18 protein-coding genes are annotated in these 18554 nt (G+C 60.0%); 14 read left to right on the top strand and 4 right to left on the bottom strand.

All coding sequences use genetic code 11. The features are described 5' to 3' along the window. The gene (locus LCM4573_RS19610; RefSeq protein ID WP_071008062.1) at positions 1-822 is read left to right on the top strand and encodes a carbohydrate ABC transporter permease; all 822 of its coding nucleotides are present in this window, start codon (positions 1-3) and stop codon (positions 820-822) included. Between the two features lie 20 nt (positions 823-842). Here the strand turns inward: LCM4573_RS19610 and cqsA are convergent, their stop codons facing one another. Together cqsA and LCM4573_RS19600 are read right to left on the bottom strand one after the other, a co-directional pair. Beyond that, positions 843-2081, bottom strand: coding sequence for an alpha-hydroxyketone-type quorum-sensing autoinducer synthase (cqsA, locus tag LCM4573_RS19605; protein WP_198539763.1), 1239 nt, complete (start codon positions 2079-2081; stop codon positions 843-845). 385 nt (positions 2082-2466) lie between these two features. Then, positions 2467-3495 carry a LacI family DNA-binding transcriptional regulator gene (locus LCM4573_RS19600; protein WP_071008061.1) on the bottom strand — a complete coding sequence of 343 codons (1029 nt, stop codon included), beginning with the start codon at positions 3493-3495 and terminating at the stop codon, positions 2467-2469. Positions 3496-3631: 136 nt separating this feature from the next. Here LCM4573_RS19600 and LCM4573_RS19595 point away from each other — a divergent pair, with 136 nt between their 5' ends. From LCM4573_RS19595 to LCM4573_RS19535, 13 genes are all read left to right on the top strand, one after another. Next, complete coding sequence (locus tag LCM4573_RS19595) at positions 3632-4666, top strand: Gfo/Idh/MocA family protein (protein ID WP_071008060.1); 1035 nt, start codon at positions 3632-3634, stop codon at positions 4664-4666. A 7-nt stretch (positions 4667-4673) separates the two neighbouring features. Beyond that, entirely contained in the window at positions 4674-5576 is a 903-nt protein-coding gene (locus LCM4573_RS19590) for a sugar phosphate isomerase/epimerase (RefSeq protein ID WP_071008059.1), read from the top strand. Positions 5577-5638: 62 nt separating this feature from the next. Further along, a complete protein-coding gene (locus LCM4573_RS19585) occupies positions 5639-6871 on the top strand; it encodes a sugar ABC transporter substrate-binding protein (RefSeq protein WP_071008058.1) in 1233 nt (410 codons plus the stop codon). A 76-nt stretch (positions 6872-6947) separates the two neighbouring features. After that, positions 6948-7850 (top strand): carbohydrate ABC transporter permease, encoded by a 903-nt coding sequence (locus LCM4573_RS19580; protein WP_071008057.1) that lies wholly within the window; start codon positions 6948-6950, stop codon positions 7848-7850. Continuing rightward, entirely contained in the window at positions 7847-8674 is an 828-nt protein-coding gene (locus LCM4573_RS19575; protein WP_071008056.1) for a carbohydrate ABC transporter permease, read from the top strand. The genes LCM4573_RS19580 and LCM4573_RS19575 overlap by 4 nt, the downstream gene beginning before the upstream one ends. After that, positions 8671-9741 carry an ABC transporter ATP-binding protein gene (locus LCM4573_RS19570; RefSeq protein ID WP_071008055.1) on the top strand — a complete coding sequence of 357 codons (1071 nt, stop codon included), beginning with the start codon at positions 8671-8673 and terminating at the stop codon, positions 9739-9741. The genes LCM4573_RS19575 and LCM4573_RS19570 overlap by 4 nt, the downstream gene beginning before the upstream one ends. A gap of 113 nt (positions 9742-9854) precedes the next feature. Next, positions 9855-10745 carry a LysR family transcriptional regulator gene (locus LCM4573_RS19565; protein WP_071008054.1) on the top strand — a complete coding sequence of 297 codons (891 nt, stop codon included), beginning with the start codon at positions 9855-9857 and terminating at the stop codon, positions 10743-10745. A gap of 108 nt (positions 10746-10853) precedes the next feature. Further along, positions 10854-11657, top strand: coding sequence for a carbon-nitrogen hydrolase family protein (locus LCM4573_RS19560; protein ID WP_083347541.1), 804 nt, complete (start codon positions 10854-10856; stop codon positions 11655-11657). A gap of 14 nt (positions 11658-11671) precedes the next feature. Next, on the top strand, positions 11672-12343 hold the full coding sequence (locus LCM4573_RS19555) for an RraA family protein (RefSeq protein ID WP_071008052.1): 672 nt from the start codon (positions 11672-11674) through the stop codon (positions 12341-12343). Between the two features lie 37 nt (positions 12344-12380). Next, positions 12381-13418 carry an ABC transporter substrate-binding protein gene (locus tag LCM4573_RS19550; RefSeq protein WP_071008051.1) on the top strand — a complete coding sequence of 346 codons (1038 nt, stop codon included), beginning with the start codon at positions 12381-12383 and terminating at the stop codon, positions 13416-13418. A 28-nt stretch (positions 13419-13446) separates the two neighbouring features. Next, positions 13447-14565 (top strand): ABC transporter ATP-binding protein, encoded by a 1119-nt coding sequence (locus tag LCM4573_RS19545; protein ID WP_071008050.1) that lies wholly within the window; start codon positions 13447-13449, stop codon positions 14563-14565. Beyond that, a complete protein-coding gene (locus LCM4573_RS19540; protein WP_071008049.1) occupies positions 14562-15446 on the top strand; it encodes an ABC transporter permease in 885 nt (294 codons plus the stop codon). Before LCM4573_RS19545 ends, LCM4573_RS19540 begins: the two co-directional genes overlap by 4 nt. A gap of 4 nt (positions 15447-15450) precedes the next feature. Beyond that, positions 15451-16245, top strand: coding sequence for an ABC transporter permease (locus LCM4573_RS19535; protein ID WP_071008048.1), 795 nt, complete (start codon positions 15451-15453; stop codon positions 16243-16245). A 37-nt stretch (positions 16246-16282) separates the two neighbouring features. Here LCM4573_RS19535 and LCM4573_RS19530 read toward each other — a convergent pair whose 3' ends face one another. Then, the gene (locus tag LCM4573_RS19530) at positions 16283-16864 is read right to left on the bottom strand and encodes a HutD family protein (protein WP_071008047.1); all 582 of its coding nucleotides are present in this window, start codon (positions 16862-16864) and stop codon (positions 16283-16285) included. A gap of 4 nt (positions 16865-16868) precedes the next feature. After that, on the bottom strand, positions 16869-18554 hold the full coding sequence (gene hutU, locus LCM4573_RS19525; RefSeq protein ID WP_071008046.1) for a urocanate hydratase: 1686 nt from the start codon (positions 18552-18554) through the stop codon (positions 16869-16871).

The raw sequence follows: 18554 nt of genomic DNA, 5'->3' as shown, positions 1-18554 counted from the left end.
ATGCTGAACGGCCTGCGTTGGATCGTCTATGCGCTCGCCGTGCTGGCGATGAATTTTCCGGTGATCGTCACGCTGGTGACTTCCTTCAAAAGCGCCCGCGAGCTTTCGACCAATGCGGGTCTCTGGATCAACCAACCGACACTGGAAAACTATCTCCGCGTTCTGAGCGATACCAGCCGTTTCAATATCTATACCTATCTCGCGAACAGCGCCGCCGCCGCGCTGATCGGTACGGGGCTTGCGATCCTGCTGGCATTTCCCGCGGCCTATGCCATCGCCCGTAGCGAAGCGGGCAAGCGCATCCTGCTACCGGTCGTCGTCAACCTGCGCGCCGTGCCGCTCATCATCTTCGCCATCCCTCTCTACATGATGTATCAGTGGCTTGGTCTTCTGGACACGAAGCTCGGTCTCGGCTTGATCCTCACCATCGTCAACGTACCGCTCGCACTGGTGATCCTGGTGAACGCGATTTCCGACGTGCCGACCGAGCTGGACGAAGCGGCCAAGGTGGATGGAGCAAGCTCCCGGCAGGTGATGCTGATGATCATCCGTCCGGTGATCCGGCCGGCGCTCGTTACCACCTTCATCTTCGGTTTCATCACCGCCTGGAACGAGTTCCTCTTCGGCCTGATGCTGACGACGAGCCGCGCCGTACCGATGACGGTGGGCGCATCGTTCTTCTTTGCGGCGAGCGGCGGGGGGGTGCAATGGGGCACGGCATCCGCCGTGATGATCCTCGGCGCCTTGCCGCCGGCCTTGCTCGGCCTTCTCATGTATCGGCAGATTTCCGGATCGATGATGGCCGGTGCGGTGAAGGGGTAGCTGTCTGGGCGCTCAGCGCTTTAGTGAAGCGCTCTCTGTGCTTCAACGCAGGCTTTGATAAGCCTGCCGACATGAGTGACAGACAAGGCGGAATTCATGGACAACCGTATCACGCATCGATTTTTCGGGGTGGCGGGCGCGCAGAATACCGCACCGAAGATACCTCTTTTTTGCAGCTCGTTTCGCAGCGTCAGGGCCTGTGGTTCGCTGCCGGCGTGGAGCGCAATGATCTGTTCTGAGCCATCGGCCAGAATGCATCCTTCCTCGATCAATTTACTGCGCACCTGTTTCGAGAGGGAATGCAGTCTCTCCCGTCGGCCTTCGGCTTTCCTGATAAAGTCCAAAGCTACAGAAAACCACATATATTCATGCTCTAGGAGGCCCGAGCTGAATATTGCTGGTCGGGACTCCACTCGGAAGTATTCCTTGAATGCTTGCGAGCCGGTAATCAGCCCAGCCCGACCCGCGAAAGTTTTCGCCAGCGATGCCGTTCGGAAATGAACGCGATCCTGCAGGCCGAGCGCGACTGTAAGCCCTGCCCCTTGAGGGCCRTGTGTGCCGAGAGAATGGGATTCATCCACAACGATCAGGCACCCCGATCGCTCCGCAACCTCGACGAAATCTACCAGTGGGCAGAGACTTCCGTTAACACTGTAGACCGCGTCGACTACAATGACGCCGGCACCTGATTTCTGGAGCTGGCGCTCGGCATGGTCAGCGTCATTGTGCCTGAATCCGATTATTTTCGCCCCTGCTGCATGCGCGCCCTCCCAAAGGGAGGCATGGGCCTGCATGTCCAGATAAACCGGAATGTTCTGATCAGCGATGGTCTGAATAAGGCCAACATTGGCAGACCAGCCCGATTGGCAAATAATGCTGTCCTCCGCTTTCATATAGTCAGCCATGGCTCTTTCCAGACGCGCCATGGACGTATCTCCATGCGCAAACACCGAGGACATCAACAAATCCGCATGACTTGCCTGCAACACCCGGGCCTGTGCATGCCGAAGACTATGCTCACCCTGAATGCACAGATAATCATTGCTCATGAGCTGGATGTCATCCGGCGTCGGCTGTCTCCCCCTTAAAAGATGATCCCCCTGCCAGAGCTTTCCCATTCGCTCCGCGAGGAAGTCTTCCTGGCGACGACAAAGGGCTTTTAGAGGAGCTGCCGGCTCCAAAGCTTCGACCTGCATCTTTTGCGAACCGAATTCTGCATGAATTTCCGGAAGATGCCTGAGCATTGCATCGGAACGCATTTTTCTGCCTCCTGCATTTGCTTCGCCTTGGACATTGCAATCAGATGTCGCCAGGTCGCGATGAACGGGCGGCCGGTCGTGTTATGCGGTGCCGTCAAACTCGCGCCGGCGGGAGTATGTATACTTTATCCAAGCTGTTCTTCGCCGGTCGGAAGAAATAGCGTCGTAATAGTGCTAAGAAATGAGTTCTGTCGGGAAACCGTTCATGGTCGCTCCTTGGCTTGATGCCGGACGCCAACTTGGGTTCATTATATGCAACCGGAAATAGTGTCGCAATGGCGGCCTGTTTTATCCGGTCGGGATGGTTAGCGACGAGTTCGAAAAATCATGTCGCTTGTTTCACGCAGGGATCGATGTTCTGAGATGCTCTTTAGGGCAGTGATATTCAAAGATTGAAGATATCACTTTCGCCGGGCACAAGATCCATCGGCCATAGCCGGCGGGCGGCTGCATCCGGATAGTGCTTCGAATAGGCGGGCATGGTGGCGAGCAGGGATTCGGCCAGCGAACTGCCGAGCTCCCGCAGGGCCAGGCTGAAGCAGGTGAGGCGGGGCGAGAGGAATTGCGAATGCGGGCTCTGACGTCCGATGACTGCAATATCGCGGCCCGGCTTCACGCCCGCCTCATTGAGTCCGCGATAGAGGCCGATCGCAATCGCTTCGTTGACGAGCACGACGGCGGTCGGACGTTTCTTGCAGGCGATCAGATCCCGCGCGATCTGGTAGCCGCCCGCCTCGTTGGGCGTGGAACGGAAGACATGGGCCTCGTCCAGCGTCAATCCATGACGGGCGAGCGCTTGCCGGCAACGATCAACAAACACATAGCCGAGATTCATGTCGTCATGGGGACGGGTGACGGCGATATGCCTGTGTCCATGGGAAACAAGCCGGTCGATCGCGGTGTCGGCCATGCCTTCGAAATCGAGATCGAACCACGACTGGCCGACATCGGTCAGGCTGCGCCCGAGCGCGATGAAGGGAATGTTGCTCCTTGCCAGGAACTCGAACCGTTCGTCATGCCGGCGCGTGGCCGAGAGAATGATGCCATCGGCAAAGCCGCGCGCAACGACGCGCCTCAGATATGCCTGTGGGTCTTCCTCCGAGGAGCATAGCAGGGCCACCAGATCGAGCCTGTGGCGGGCGAGCACTGTTTGGACCCCGTCGAAGACGCTCATGAAGAAGGTATCGCCCTGGCCGGTGATCTCTCGGCCCGTCTGCATCATGAAACCAATGACGCCGGTTGAGCCCTTGCGGAGCGCCCGACCCGACTGGTTGGCGACATAGCCCAGCTTCTCGGCCGCTTCCAGCACGCGCCGGCGGGTCTCCTCATTTACGTCCGGCTTGCCGTTGAGCGCTCGCGAAACCGTTCCGATCGAAATATCGAGATGCCGTGCAAGCTCGCGAATTCCCGTCATTTCTGCTCATTCCTCCCGGAGACCGATTTTCGATCTCACATCGGCTATTGACATGAAATCCGCTTCACGCATAGTATCGTAAACGTTTACGGAAGCCAATCGAGGAGTTGCCGGCGACCGTTTCAGGAGGATTTCAGTGACGTACAAGGCAGTCTTGTGCGGGTGCGGTGCCATGGCCAAGGGCTGGCTGAAGGCGCTTGCATCCAGCCCCGGTCTCAAGGACAGAGTGAAGATCGTCGGCCTCGTGGATATCAACCGCGAGACGGCAGAGGCGCGGGCAGCGGAATTCTCCCTGACGGACGCGGTTATCGGAACGGATCTGGGCGAGGTGCTCGACGCGACAGGCGCCGATATCCTGTTCGACGTCGTCGTACCACCCGCACGCCGTGCGGTCGTCGCAGTCGGCCTTTCCCGTGGCTGCCACGTGCTCAGCGAAAAACCGATGGCGACGTCGCTGGATGAGGCTCGCCAGTTGCGGGAGCTTGCCGATAAGGCCGGGCGATTGCACGCGATCGTGCAGAACCGCCGCTATATCGCCGGCGTACGCCRCATTCGCCGGCTGATCGAAAGCGGCGCCCTGGGCCGGCTCACCGGACTTCACTGCGACTTCTTCTTAGGTCCGCATTTCGGCGGCTTCCGCGAAGAGATGGACAATGTCCTGCTGCTCGACATGGCCATCCACACATTCGACGCGGCTCGTTTCATGTCGGGCAAGGAGCCGCTCGCCGTCTATTGCCACGAAACCAATCCGCCCGGCTCCTGGTATCGCCATGGGGCGGCGGCAAGCGCGATCTTCGAATTCTCCGATAATGTTGTCTTCACCTATCGCGGCTCCTGGTGTGCAGAGGGTGCTGCCACGAGCTGGGAGAGCGCCTGGCGGCTCACCGGCACCAAAGGCTCGCTTCTTTGGGATGGAGCCGATCGGTTCGAGGCCAACGTCGTGGCAGGCGAGGAGGGCTTTTTCCGCCCCGTCGAGCCGATCCCCGTGCCTGAGCCTGAACATGCCGAGGATACGCACGGACATGCCAGCGTGATCGAGAGCTTCATTGAGGCGATCGAGGCGGGCCGCCGGCCCGAGACCGACGGCAGCGACAACATCAAGAGCCTTGCAATGGTTTTTGGCGCCATCGAGAGCGCCCGCGACCGCAAGCGCGTCACCATAGCAGCATGAGGAAACAATGACCGATCCCGCCAAGTCCATCCGTATCGGCACCATGGTGAGCGCCACCAAAGGCGAAGCCGCAAAACGCATCGGGCAGATCGCCGATATGGGTTTCGAAAGTTTCGAGCCCTTCTTCTGGCAGACCACCAACGGTCAGGACCTCGCCGAGCTCGGCAAGCGCTGCGTGGATGCGATCGGCGATCGCGACATCACCATCTCGACGATCGGTATGTTCGGCAATCCGCTGGAGGAGCAGGAACTCGACCTTCAGACCCTGCAGGGGTGGAAGGATTGCATCGACAACGCCCACCATTTCGGCGCCACCTGTGTGGCGGGCTTCACCGGCCGTATCCGCAACAGACCGCTTCCTGAAAGCCTGCCGCGTTACCGTGAAATCTGGAGCGAGCTTGCCAGGCGCGCAGCCGACAATGGGGTGAAGATCGCCTTCGAGAATTGCGCCATGGACGGCAATTGGGCGACCGGCGATTGGAACATCGCGCACAATCCCGATGCCTGGGAGTTGATCTTCAACGAGACGCCGGACGATCATATTGGGCTCGAATGGGAGCCGTGCCATCAGATGGTCTATCTGATCGACCCGCTACCACAGATCCGCAAATGGGCTTCCAAAATCTTCCACGTACACGGCAAGGACGCCACGATCCGCTGGGATGTCATCCGTGAGCACGGCATCTTCGGCAAGGAAAAATTCATCTTCATGCGCACGCCGGGCTTCGGCGACACGAATTGGACGGATGTCATCTCCGAACTACGTCTCGCCGGCTGGTCCGGCTCCATCGACATCGAAGGTTGGCATGACCCGGTCTATCGCGACGCGCTCGAGATGACCGGACAGGTCCACGGGCTGAACTACCTGAAAGGCTGCCGGGGAGGCGATTTCGTCACCGACCCGGTGTGAGTGAGGCATAGGGCCCGGCACGGAGGATGCGGGTCCGACAGGATAACCGACAGGAGGAGACTATGGGTATCCGCAAATACGCAATGCTTGGCGCTCTGGCGCTCGCAACCGTCTCGAGCTTCTGCATTCCCGCACAGGCCGAGGACGTGACGATTACCGTCTGGTCGCTCGACCGCGACATTCAGCCGGCCCCGAACCTGATCGCCGACTACAACAAGCTCAATACGGGCATCAAGGTCGAATACCGGCAGATTCAGTTCGACGACGTGGTGAGCGAAGCCATGCGCGCCTTCTCCACAGGGCAGGCGCCGGATATCATCGCCGTCGACAATCCTGAGCATGCGCTCTTCGCCTCGCGCAACGCCTTTCTCGATCTCACCGACATGATCGCCAAGTCCGAGGTGGTCAAGACCGCGAACTATTTCCCTGGTCCGCTTGCCTCCACCATGTGGGACGGCAAGAACTACGGCATCCCGAAGGCGACGAACACAATCGCGCTTTATTACAACAAGGACATGTTCAAGGCGAAGGGTCTCGACCCGGAAAAGCCGCCGCAGACCTGGACCGAACTGGTGGATGCGGCGCGCAAGCTGACCGACCCGGCAGCGAACGTTTACGGGCTCACCTTTTCCGCCAAGGCCAATGAGGAAGGGACCTTCCAGTTCCTGCCCTGGGCGCAGATGGCCGGCGCGAGCTACGAGAACATCAATGCGGAAGGCGCGGTAAAGGCGCTCGACACGTGGAAGACGATCCTCGAGGAAAAGCTCGCCTCTCCCGATACGCTGACCCGCAGCCAATGGGATTCGACCGGTACCTTCAATTCCGGCAATGCCGCCATGGCGATTTCCGGTCCCTGGGAACTCGACCGCATGGTAGCGGAAGCGAAGTTCGACTGGGGCGTTACCTTGCTGCCGGTCCCGGAACAAGGTGCTGAACGCTCCTCCGCCATGGGGGATTTCAACTGGGCGATCTTCGCCAATACCGATCACCCGGAAGAAGCCTTCAAGGTACTCGAATACTTCGTGTCTCAGGATAACCGCATGTTCAAGGATTTCGGCCAGCTTCCGGCCCGCTTAGACATCGCGATCCCCGAAACTGGCGAGCCGAAGAAGGATGCAGCACTGAAGGTCTTCGTCGAACAGCTCAAATATGCCAAGCCCCGCGGCCCGCATCCAGAATGGCCGAAGATTTCAAAAGCGATCCAGGATGCCATCCAGGCGTCGCTCACCGGGCAGATGACGTCCCAGGAAGCGCTCGACCAGGCGGCTGCGAAGATCAAGGCCGTGCTCGACTAATCGCTGGCTCAAACAGTTCCTCCCGGCGGGGCTGGTTCGGTGCAACCGGCCGGCCTCGACCGGAGGGGGAGGGTTCATGAAGAGAGTTCTTTCGAGCATTACCGATGGCAGAGGGTTCGACATTGCGCTTGTCGCCTTGCCGCTCGCCTTCCTGCTGCTGCTTTCGGGCCTGCCGCTTCTTTACAACGTGCTGATGAGCTTCCAGGAAGTCGACATGTTCTCTCTTGGCACGCTCTGGCGGCCCTTTGTCGGCTTCGAGAACTACAGGAAACTCTTCGAGCAGCCGGAAACGCTGCCGATCCTTGGCAATACCGCAATCTTCGTGACCGCTTCGATCGCCGGGCAGTTCCTGATCGGTTTCGGGCTGGCGCTCTTTTTTTGGACGAATTTTCCAGGAGCCTCCTGGCTGCGCGGCCTCTTTCTGGTCTCCTGGGTCATGCCGGGTCTGGTCGTCGGTGCGATCTGGAACTGGATACTCTCGGGCGATTTCGGGGTTCTCAATTTCCTGCTGCGCGAAAGCGGCCTCATCAGCGGCAACATCTTCTGGCGCTCGGACCCTAATTATTCGCTATGGGCCGTTGTCATCGCCAATGTCTGGCTCGGCACGTCGTTCAACATGATCCTGCTTTCGGTGGGGCTCTCGGCCATTCCGGGTGATCTCTATGAGGCGGCCGAACTCGACGGCGCCAATGCCTGGCAACGCTTCTGGACCATCACCCTGCCGATGATGCGTTCCTCGATCGGCGCGCTGATCGCACTTGGCCTGATCTTCACGCTGCAACAGTTCGATCTCTTCGCGGCGATTACCTCCGGCGGACCGAACAATTCATCCAATGTCACGCAATACTGGGCCTGGGACATGTCGTTTAGACAGTACGACTTCGCCAAGGGCGCGACGATCTCCGTCATCATGATCGTCTTCGTCATGCTGGCATCCATCGTCTACGTGCGCTCCACCCGGCATGAGGTGCGCGGATGAGCGATACGTACCGCGAAAAATTGATGCTGGCCATCGCGCTGGTACTGGCAGCGATCTACCTCTTCCCGCTCTACTGGATGTATATCACGGCGCTCAAATCCGGTTCGGCGATGTTCGCCACCCCGCCGGCTTTCTGGCCCACCGATCCGCAATGGCAGATCTACGGCCAGGTTTGGGAAAGCCGGAATATGGGCCGCTATATCTGGAACTCCGTGGTAATCGCCCTCGGTGCCGTCACCGTCATCACCGTGCTGGGCGTTGGATGCGCCTATGTGCTCGCCCGTTATCGCAACGTCTGGGTGGATATCGGCCTCTTTCTGATCCTCATGCTGCAGGTCCTGCCGGCATCGCTGATGATCACGCCGATCTTCGTCGGCTTCTCCCAGGTGGGCCTGCTCGAATATCCGCGGCTGGCCGTCATCCTGGCGATTGCCGCCAAAAGCATGCCCTTCTTCGTCGTCCTGGTGCGCGCGACATTCATGAGCGTGCCGCAGGAACTGGAGGAAGCTGCGCTGGTCGACGGCAATTCCCGGATCGGCGCCTTCTTCAGCATCGTGCTGCCGCTTGCCCGCAACGGCATTCTCGTCAGCGCCATCCTGATCTTCATGCAGGCCTTCGGCGAGTTCGTCTATTCGAAATCCATAATCCAGGCGATCGAACTGCAGCCGGCAAGCGTCGGGCTCAACAGTTTCATGGGACCGAACACCAATGAGTGGAACAACATTATGGCCTACGCCACCATCTATGTGACGCCCATTCTTGCCATCTTCGTTCTTCTGCAGCGCCGTATCGTCTCCGGCCTCACATCGGGAGCCCTCAAATGACCCCCCAGATCGAGTTTTCCGGCGTCAACAAGTATTACGGCGCCTACCATGCGCTCAAGAATGTCGAGCTTTCGATCAAGAAAGGGAGCTTCACGGCACTCGTCGGCCCCTCGGGCTGCGGCAAATCCACCTTGCTGCGCTCACTTGCGGGCCTCGAGAGCATTTCCTCCGGAACCTTGAAGATCGCCGGCGACGTGATGAACAAGGTGCCGCCACGCAAGCGCGACGTCGCCATGGTATTTCAGTCCTACGCTCTTTATCCGCACATGACGGTGGAGGAGAACCTCACTTATAGCCTGCGTATCCGCGGCACGCCGAAGGCCGAGGCCAGAAAGGCGGCGGAGGAAGTCGCGGCGACGACCGGTCTTTCCCATCTGCTTGGCCGATATCCGCGCGAACTTTCCGGCGGCCAGAGGCAGCGCGTCGCCATGAGTCGAGCCATCATCCGCCATCCCAAGGCGTTCCTGTTCGACGAGCCGCTTTCCAATCTCGATGCGGCGCTCAGGGTGCATATGCGCAAGGAGATCCGGGCCCTGCACGACCGGCTAGGCGCCACGTCGGTCTATGTGACGCACGATCAGATCGAGGCGATGACCATGGCCGATCACGTCGTCGTCATGCGCGCCGGTGTGATCGAACAGCAGGGAAGACCGCTCGATCTCTACGACCGCCCGGTCAATAAATTCGTGGCCGGTTTCATCGGATCTCCGGCGATGAACTTCCTGCCGGCGGTGGGCAGCGAGGATGGTCGCTCGCTCGTCGTCGATGTCGGTGCGCCGCAAACCGTGCCGATCTCAACCAATGTCGAGCCCGGCCGCAAGGTGATCGCCGGCATTCGCCCCGAGCATATCAGCGTCGTTGCGGCCGATAGCGGTCTGATGCGCGTTGCCGTCTCGGTCGTGGAATCCACCGGTTCGATGAGCTACATCACCACTGCGACGAGACCAGAGCTTGCGATCGTGGAGACCGGCCGCACGGATGTTTCCGCCGGAGATCTCATCGGCTTGTCGTTTGCACCCCAATCCGTCCATGTCTTCGATGCGGGAACCGAAGAACGCATCGGATAGCGGAAGGGACCACCGGACATTCACGAACTCCAGCACTTGTGCATGCGCGGCTATTGGTAGGAGAGTGCAAGACACCTCGGACCAATTCTCCTCCAGTCACAGTGGGGTTCACCATGAATCTTCGGTTCATAGAGACGTTTCTCTGGATCGTACGGCTCGGCAGCTTCAGCGCCGCAGCGGAGAAACTGAACGCCACCCAGGCTTCGATATCGAATCGCATCGCCACATTGGAGCGGGAACTCGGGGTCCAGCTTTTCGACCGCGAGAGTCGCAACGTGACGCTTACTCCGGTCGGCCGGGCTGCGGTGCCGAAGGCGGAGGAGATCATCCGCGCCGCCAACGAGTTCCGCGAGGCGATCGCCTCTCCGACGACCCTCAAGGGAACGGTCAGCATTGGCACGATCGATTCCATCGTGCATTCCTTCCTGCCCCATCTCTTCGAACGGGTTCAGGAGCGCTATCCCGGTATCGCGATCGATCTCAATGTCGATACAAGCCTTAATGTCGCGCGCGAAATCACCGACCGGAAGATCGATCTCGCCCTTATCATGGGACCGGTTCCGGACCCGGCGCTCATAAACCTCGAACTGGGTACCTATCGCTGTGTCTGGGTCGCCAATCCCAAATATGGGCTGCATGGCCGGCGGTTGAGCTTCGAAGATCTCTGCGGGTACCCGATTTTCGCCTTTTCGAAGGGAAGCGCTCCGCATCATGGATTGTTGAAGCAGTTCCGTGACGAAGGACTCGATCCGCCGACGATCTCCAATTCCAATTCTCTCGCGACCATCATGCGGCTCGCTAGCGATGGTCTGGGTATCGCCCCTTTGCCACGGGTTATTCTGGATGAGCATCTCGCTTCGGGAAAACTGGTGCAGCTCGACGTTTTTCCGGCATTCAAGCCATTGACCTTTCACGCGGTCTATCCGGATCACCCGGACAATCTCCTGCCCTCGATCATTGCGGTCATGGCGGCGGAGGTTTCGCTTTCGATGGCAGATGCCTGATTGCGAGGACCGCTCATAAGAAAATTCTATGGGAATGGGTAAGTTTTTCCCGTTTGTCCTGATGGGTGATTTCGCCCACCATCCCTTCGTCGAACTGGAGGTGCAAAGGTGAAAGTAAGCCTGGTACAAATGAATTCGCAGGCCGATAAGGCGAAAAATATCCGTGACGCCATCGACCTGATCGAGAGCTGCATTGCTCGGGAAAACCCAGATCTTGTGGTCCTTCCCGAATATTACGCCTTCCTTGGCGAAGGTAAGGAAAACATCTATGCGGCCGGGGAGAATTTCCCCGATGGCCAAGCCTATCGTGCCATGTCCGAGCTTGCGGCCAGGCACAAGGTCACGATCCATGCCGGCAGTGTCGTGGAGAAGGACGGGAACAATCATTTCAACACGACAGTCGTTTTCGGGCCTGAAGGCCAGGAGCTGGCGAAGTACCGCAAGATTCATCTGTTCGATGTCGATACGCCCGGTGGCACCATCTACCGCGAGTCCGACACGATCAGCCGCGGACAGGATGTCGTAACGTACAAGGTGGCCGGTAAGACCGTCGGCTGCGCGATCTGCTACGACATACGCTTTCCCGAGCTCTTCCGCGCGCTCCGCGACGAGGGAGCTGAGGTGATCGTGCTTCCCGCCGCCTTCACGCTGATGACTGGCAAGGATCACTGGGAGGTGCTCGCTCGAGCCCGCGCGATCGAGACGCAAACCTATTTCCTTGCGGTCGGTCAGGCACTTTCCCATTCCGATGGCAAGAAGTGGTGCTGGGGCCATTCGATGGTGATCGATCCCTGGGGGCATATCGTGGCCCAGTGCTCTGACGGTGTCGGGACGACGAGCGCCCGGCTCGATCTCGATTATGTGGAAAAAGTCCGCGGCGACGTGCCGGTCGCGCAGCACCACGTTCTATGATGGAGGCGATACGGATGTTCGAAGTCAATCCCATGCCCGCCCAACTCGATCCTCATCTGATCGAGATCCTCGAAAAGGTGGAAGTCGCCACTATCGGCCATTTTCTGCACTCCGGCTTCGTGGATCGCGAGCTGCGCGCCGTGCTTCCGGAAAAACGTGTCGCCGGAACGGCGGTCACCGTTCGCCTTCCGCACGCGGATTCCACCATTCTCCATTACCTGACGAAGATCGTCAGGCCCGGCGACTTCGTCGTCGTCGAGCGCTGCGGCGACGATCGCCATGCCTGCTGGGGAGGTGTGGTCACCCATGCCATGAAGATTGCCGGCATCGCCGGTGCTGCAATCGATGGGCCCGCCACCGATTTTTCCGAAATTCGGAAGGTCGAGATGCCGATGTGGTGCCGTGGTCCTTCACCCATTACGACCAAGATCCTCGGGCTCGAAGGCGCTATCAATGTGCCGGTGACGGTGGGCGGCCAGGTGGTAAAGCCTGGAGACGCCATCCTTGCCGATGAAAGCGGCGTCGTCGTTCTAGCACCATCCTACGCCAAGACGGCTGCTGAAAAAGCCATCGGCATGCAGGAAAACGAAATCAAGCTCCTGGAACGGCTCCGCAATGGAGAGTTCCTGCCGGACATTTCCGGGGCAACCAAAATCGTGGAGGACGAAAGCCGCCGCGTCGCCTGACAACTGTCTTCAACGTCAAAAAAGAGGGAACGAGAAGATGTTAGCCAGACTTTCAATCGCCGTATCAATTCTTGCTCTCGGAGCCGCAACTGGGGCGGCTGCCGAGACGGTCACGATCACAGCCTATAGCGGGATTTTTCAGGATCACTACACGAAGGCCGTCGTAGAGCCTTTCATGAAGAAATATCCCGACATCAAGGTCGAGTTCTACGGCCTGCCGAACTCCGCACAGATGCTCGGAACCCTTCGCGCCCAGAAGGACAGTCCGCAGATCGACGTCGCGATCCTCGACATCTCGGTGGCGAAGGCGGGAGCCGACGAAGGCCTCTTCGAAAAGGTCGATGAGGGCGTCAGCGCCAATGTGAAGGACCTTTATCCAAACGCATTCGCGGAAGGTGTCATGGGCGTGGCCGTCACCTTCGATAACCTCGTCCTCATCTACAATACGGATCAGATCAAGGAGGCCCCGACATCCTGGAACGCGTTATGGGATCAGAATTACGCGGGCAAGCTGGTCATTCCGGCCGTCCCCGATATTCAGGGAACGACGTTGACGATCATCGCCAACAGGCTTGCCGGCGGCGGTGATTACAAAGAAAACGTCGATGCAGGCATCGAGAAGCTTGGAGAACTCGCACCTGGCGTTCAAACCTGGGAACCCAAGCCGGATGTCTATACGCCGATCGCGAACGGCCAGGCGGCTATCGGCATCGGCTGGAACGCACGCGCCCAGATCTATTCCGGAACCTCCAGCGGCAAGATGGCGGTGGTTCTGCCCGAGGAAGGCAGCGGTTTCCAGATCAACACGATCAACCTCGTGAAGAATGCTCCGGCAGGCGATGCGGCAAAGAAGTTCATCGATTATGCGCTGAGCCCGGAAGCGCAAGCCGCCTTCACCGCCGAGATGTTCTATGCCCCGACCAACAGCAAAGCGCAGGTCTCGGGCGACGCGCTGGAGCGGACGGCGGCCGGCCAGATGGACAAGATGATCGACATCGACTGGCTCGCGGTCGCGAAAATACGCGACTCCATCACGGAGAAATGGCGCCGAAAAGTCATCCCGCTCAGCCGCTGATTGCGGTCAGCCAAGATTGGAGGCGCTTATGATGCATCAAAATATAGCCCGGGACAGCAAGCTGGCATCAACTGATGCCCATCTTTCGCTGGAGGGCGTCAGCAAGAGCTACGGGAATTTCACGGCCGTTTCGAAGCTGGACCTCGGAGTGCGCAAGGGGGAGCTCATCGCCCTCTTGGGACCCTCCGGCTGCGGAAAGACAACGACGCTCCGCATGATCGCCGGGCTTATCCAGCCGAGCGGCGGCCGCATCGCCGTGGCGGGCAGGGAGGTGACCTTCGCGCCGCCCTATGCCCGCGACATGGGGTTGGTCTTCCAGAGTTATGCCCTGTTTCCGCATATGACGGTCGCGCGCAATGTCGCGTTCGGGCTCGAAATGCGCAAGCTTGCGCGGGCGGAGATCGCCGCAAGGGTCGACAAGGCGCTGGACATGGTCCAGCTTCGACATCTGGCCGAACGCAAGCCTCGCGAACTTTCGGGCGGGCAGCAGCAGCGCGTGGCGCTCGCACGGGCCCTGGTGATCGAGCCTTCGATCCTGCTCCTCGACGAGCCGCTTTCCAATCTCGACGCGAAGCTTCGCGACGAGATGAGAACCCAGATCCGCGACATCCAGCAGGAACTCGGTATTACCACGGTCTTCGTCACGCATGACCAGGTGGAAGCGCTCAGCATGTGCGACCGGGTGGTCGTTATGCGCGGCGGCGCGGTCGAGCAGGTCGGAACTCCCCATGAGATCTATGAGGAGCCGGCCACCTCTTTCGTCGCATCCTTCGTCGGGCGCACCAACCGTCTTAAGGGCACGCCGGAAGGCAAGGGAGCGGTCAGGATCGGTCCCGAACTCGTCAGGATATCCTCCTACGCTGCCGATGGAGAGATCGAGTTGATGATCCGACCGCACCGCATCTCAATCGCGTGGCATGAGGGTCAGCCTGTCGGAAATGYGGCAGACAGCGAAAATCGCCTGACCGCATCGCTTGCCCGGATCACCTTTATCGGCGATCTCGTGCAATACCACTTCCATTCGGCCGGCGGAGAAATCGTCGTCGAACAGGCGACCGCCAAGAGGACCTCGTCGCGTCGGGTGGGTGACAAGGCGACCCTGAGCTGGCGGGTGGAAGACACGTTCGCCTTCGGAGCGGAACGATGACGGCGAGCACGGTAACCTCTTTCCCCGAACCCGGGAACCGCCGCGGGACCGGCAATGTCGCCGTTGCGCTGCTGCTTCCGATCGCGCTTGTCAACGCGGTCGGCTTCATTTGGCCGATCCTCAATCTCGCCGGCCTTTCGGTCCGCGAAGCGCTTCCGGGCGGCGGCATCAGCGAGAACTTCACCGCCGTCAACTGGGCGGGATTGCTGGGGGACAGCTTCTATATAGACCTCATCGTCAACTCGCTCGTGGTCAGCCTGACCATTACGCTGCTGACGCTGCTGGTGAGCTATCCGATCGCGCTTTATTTGCATCGCGCCACGGGTGCGTGGAAAAGCTTTCTGACGGTGCTCGTCATCTCGCCGCTTCTGACGTCGGCGGTGGTGCGCACCTATGGCTGGATCGCCCTTCTTTCCGATACCGGCCCGGTGGTGAAGGCGATGACCGCGCTTGGAATTCCGGTGCCACGCCTGATGTTCAACACCACCGGCGTCGTGATCGGCCTCACGGAAATCCTCATGCCCTATATGATCCTCGCGCTGATGGCCGGCTTCGGCCGGCTCGATCCAAGGGTAGAGGAGGCCGCGAGCACTCTTGGCGCGAGGCCGTTTGCGGTTTTCCGCCGCGTCGTGCTGCCCTTGACGGCGCCCGGCATCGCACTCGGCTGCCTGCTCTGTTTCGTTCTGGCGGTGTCCTCCTTCATCACGCCGAAGCTGATGGGCGGGGGGCGTGTCTTCCTGCTCGCAACCGAAATCTACGACCAGGCGATCGTCACCCTGAACTGGCCTCTGGCGGCGACCCTCTCCGTGCTCGTTCTTGTGATTTTCGGAGCGGCGCTGGTTCTCTATTCCCGCGCGATGCGGCTTCTGGAGCAAGTATAAGACCATGGAAAACCATCAGACGTCCCTGCCGATGAAGGTTCTGGTCGCGGTACTTTTCCTCTTTCTTCTGGCGCCCGTTCTTCTCGTCTTTCCAATTTCCTTCAGCGGCGAGCAAATCCTGTCCTTTCCGCCAGAATCCTGGTCTTTCCGCTGGTATGCGGCGCTCGTGAACAATAGCGAAATGATGTCCGCTTTCACTACCAGTCTCGGGCTGGCGTTGGTGGTGACGGTACTCTCGCTGGCGATCGGTATTCCCGCCGCCTATGCCATTGTTCGCCTCAAGGTCGCCGGATCGCAGATCTGGTATAACCTCTTCACCGCGCCCCTGCTGCTGCCGACGATCGTCCTGGGTCTGGCTATCCTGATCATCTTCGCGTCCACCGGATTGCTCGGAACCTTCACGGGCCTCGTCATAGGCCACCTGGTCGTGACGCTGCCTTATGCGTTGCGGGTCCTTGCCGTCTCGCTCGGAAATCTCGAGCTGGCATGCGAGGAGGCCGCTTCGTCGCTCGGCGCGAAGCCGCTGACCGTGGTCCGCCGCGTGACATTGCCGATGATGGCTCCCGGTATCGTCGCAACCGCGGTGCTGGCCTTCCTCGTGTCCTTCGATGAGGTGGTGATCACCATGTTTCTGGCCGGTCCGCGACTGACGACCCTGCCCGTCGCCCTTTTCCATCACGTAGAAAGTCAAGCAGATCCGCTCGTTGCCAGCGTTTCGGTCCTCCTCGTCCTTCTGACGCTTGCCATCGTCCTCATCATCGATCGGACCCTTGGCCTGACACGGACTTTCGTGAAATAGGGCTTCAGAACGGTTTCAGGTGGAACGTGGTGCGAAGCTACACGACGGCCTGGTTTGCCCGAAGTTCGATTAGAAAGGCCTCGGCTTGACCTGATAGGGCTGCTTGGCCCCATTCATGGGGCACAAGGATAAGGCAATCGAGGGCGTCGAGCGTCAGTTCGCTGGCCGAAGTACTGACCCGCAGTTTGCCCTGATTGCACAACACTAATCTGATATCGGGAGACGGGGTAATCCCGCACGGGATCTCGAGCCGCCGGACATGATGGGTGTAGCGGCCACGCCTCGTCATCACATTGAGGTCGGTGATCGCGCCACCGAGCAATCGCGCGGATGTGGGCTTATCGGCCGAAAAGGAACAGGGAGGGGAGTTTCGATCGAGCGTGACCGGAGCGCGGTCCTCGATCGACAGCATGAGCCCCGCGCCGGAAAGGATCGATAATGTCCGGTCCACGCCGGCAAAGCTGGAAAAAGGCCCATCGGCGGCGACTGTCGCGGTGCTTATGCGCCAATCGAACTCGTCCAATCCGGCACCCGGCGGGAAGACGGCGATTTCGACAGTCTCGCCGCCGCCATTCTTCCAGGGCATGCGCTTGTGATCGGCCGCGCGCAGAACCTGCATGGCCTCAGTTTCCGAGAATACCGGGCAGCCGCAGGCCCTGTTCCTTGGCGCAATTGATGGCGATCTCGTAACCGGCATCGGCATGGCGCATGACGCCGGTGGCCGGGTCATTCCACAATACGCGCTCAAGGCGACGGTCGGCGTCTTCCGTCCCGTCGCAGCAGATCACCATGCCGGAATGCTGCGAATACCCCATGCCGACGCCGCCACCATGGTGGAGCGAGACCCAGGTTGCGCCTGATGCGGTATTGAGGAGCGCGTTCAAGAGCGGCCAGTCGGAAACCGCGTCCGAGCCGTCCTTCATGGCTTCCGTCTCGCGGTTCGGCGATGCGACGGAACCGGAATCGAGGTGGTCGCGGCCGATGACGATCGGGGCCTTCAGTTCGCCGTTGCGGACCATTTCGTTGAAGGCGAGGCCGAGGCGGTGACGATCGCCGAGCCCCACCCAGCAGATGCGTGCCGGCAGGCCCTGGAAGGAGATGCGCTCCCTAGCCATGTCCAGCCAATTGTGCAGATGCGTGTTGTCCGGCAGCAGTTCCTTCACCTTGGCATCGGTCTTGAAAATATCCTCCGGATCACCGGAAAGGGCCGCCCAGCGGAAGGGGCCGATGCCACGGCAGAAGAGCGGGCGGATATAGGCYGGAACAAAGCCAGGGAAGGCGAAGGCGTTCTCAAGCCCTTCGTCCTTGGCGACCTGGCGGATGTTGTTGCCGTAGTCGAGCGTCGGCACACCTGCTTCCCAGAAGGCGACCATGGCTTCGACATGCTGTCTCATCGAAGCGCGCGCGGCCGCCTCGACGGATTTCGGATCGCTTTCGCGCTTTGCCTTGGCTTCCGCAATCGTCCAGCCGACCGGCAAATAGCCGTTGCGCGGATCATGGGCGGAGGTCTGGTCGGTGACGATGTCGGGGCGCGGACCACCAGCTTGCATGCGCTTCACCAATTCCGGGAAGATTTCCGCCGCATTGCCGAGCAGGCCGACGGATTTCGCTTCGCCGGCCCTAGTCCACTCGTCTATCATAGCAAGCGCCTCGTCCAGCGTTTTCGCCTTGGCATCCACGTAACGGGTGCGCAGGCGGAAATCGATCCGGGTCTCGTCGCATTCGACTGCCAGGCAGCAGGCGCCGGCCATGACGGCGGCGAGCGGCTGTGCGCCGCCCATGCCGCCGAGCCCGCCAGTCAGAATCCACTTGCCCTTGAGATTGCCACCGTAGTGCTGGCGGCCGGCCTCCACGAAGGTCTCGTACGTGCCCTGAACGATGCCCTGCGTTCCGATATAGATCCATGAACCGGCGGTCATCTGCCCATACATGGCCAGCCCCTTCTTATCCAGTTCGTTGAAATGATCCCAGGTCGCCCAATGCGGTACCAGGTTGGAATTGGCGATCAGCACGCGCGGCGCATCCTTGTGGGTGCGGAAGACACCCACTGGCTTGCCCGATTGCACCAACAGCGTCTCGTCCTCGGAAAGCGTCTTCAGCGTGGCGGCGATCCGGTCGAAATCCTCCCAGGTGCGTGCGGCGCGGCCGATCCCGCCATAGACTACCAGCTCGTTGGGATTTTCCGCCACGTCCGGGTCGAGATTGTTCATCAGCATGCGGAGCGGCGCTTCCGTCGTCCAGCTCTTGGCATTGAGTTCGGGGCCGCGCGGTGCGCGGATTTCGCGGATGTTATGGCGAGGATTGGTCAT

Source organism: Rhizobium sp. LCM 4573 (genome assembly GCF_001854865.1).
Lineage (GTDB): Bacteria > Pseudomonadota > Alphaproteobacteria > Rhizobiales > Rhizobiaceae > Neorhizobium.
This window is presented reverse-complemented; position numbering and strand designations above follow the sequence as displayed.